The organism is Blautia sp. HCP28S3_G10 (assembly GCF_052065235.1).
In the GTDB taxonomy this organism is placed as follows: domain Bacteria; phylum Bacillota; class Clostridia; order Lachnospirales; family Lachnospiraceae; genus Blautia_A.
In genome coordinates this window covers 1-604 of the sequence record NZ_JBQHUL010000103.1, presented here as the reverse complement: position 1 = coordinate 604, position 604 = coordinate 1, and the positions used below count along the sequence as shown (strand labels likewise).

1 protein-coding gene is annotated in these 604 nt (G+C 35.9%); it reads right to left on the bottom strand.

The window, feature by feature from the left end; translation table 11 throughout:
• Positions 1-106: 106 nt before the first annotated feature.
• Positions 107-604 (bottom strand): ATP-grasp fold amidoligase family protein (locus ACTNB8_RS16395; protein WP_441056120.1); only part of this gene is annotated, 498 nt, incomplete at its 5' end.

Genomic DNA, 604 nt, shown 5'->3' with positions numbered 1-604 from the left:
TGCCATAACCTATCCTCCGTAATTGTAGTGAAATAGTCTAAATATCTTTCGCCTGCAATTATAGAGGAAATCAGAGTATTAGAAAATCCGCAGGAATATTTGGCGCTTACGGTTCAAATCCTGCAAATCCACTTGCCGGGTAGAATGTTAACTCTCCAAAATAAACTTCTCCATTAATTTCATAGAAATCCACTCGCAAGAATTGAAACCCTAAAGATAACTTTTGAGCTAGGTCTTTCATAGATTCAAAATTCAAAGGCTTGTCAATTGCATATGCTGCATTATCATGACCAGGTCTTTTAATTGGAAGATGAACCCACTTACTGTCATAAAAATCCTCGCACATGCCATTTCCAGAAAATCTATCTGAACAAACTAATACAATATCTGGGTTCCCAGAAAAGCAAAAAAATTTATAGTCTTTCAAATCCGTTTCTCTTTTTTTAGTAAGAACTACAACTATATCCTTAGTTATTTGAATGTATCCCCCCCGCAGCCTGTCCGAAAACCTTATTTTTAGGCATAAATTTAGCCCCTTTCCTTCATCTGTGACATTGAAAACTGAATAAAATACACAGGATGAAGAAAGAGGCTTATGCCTGTT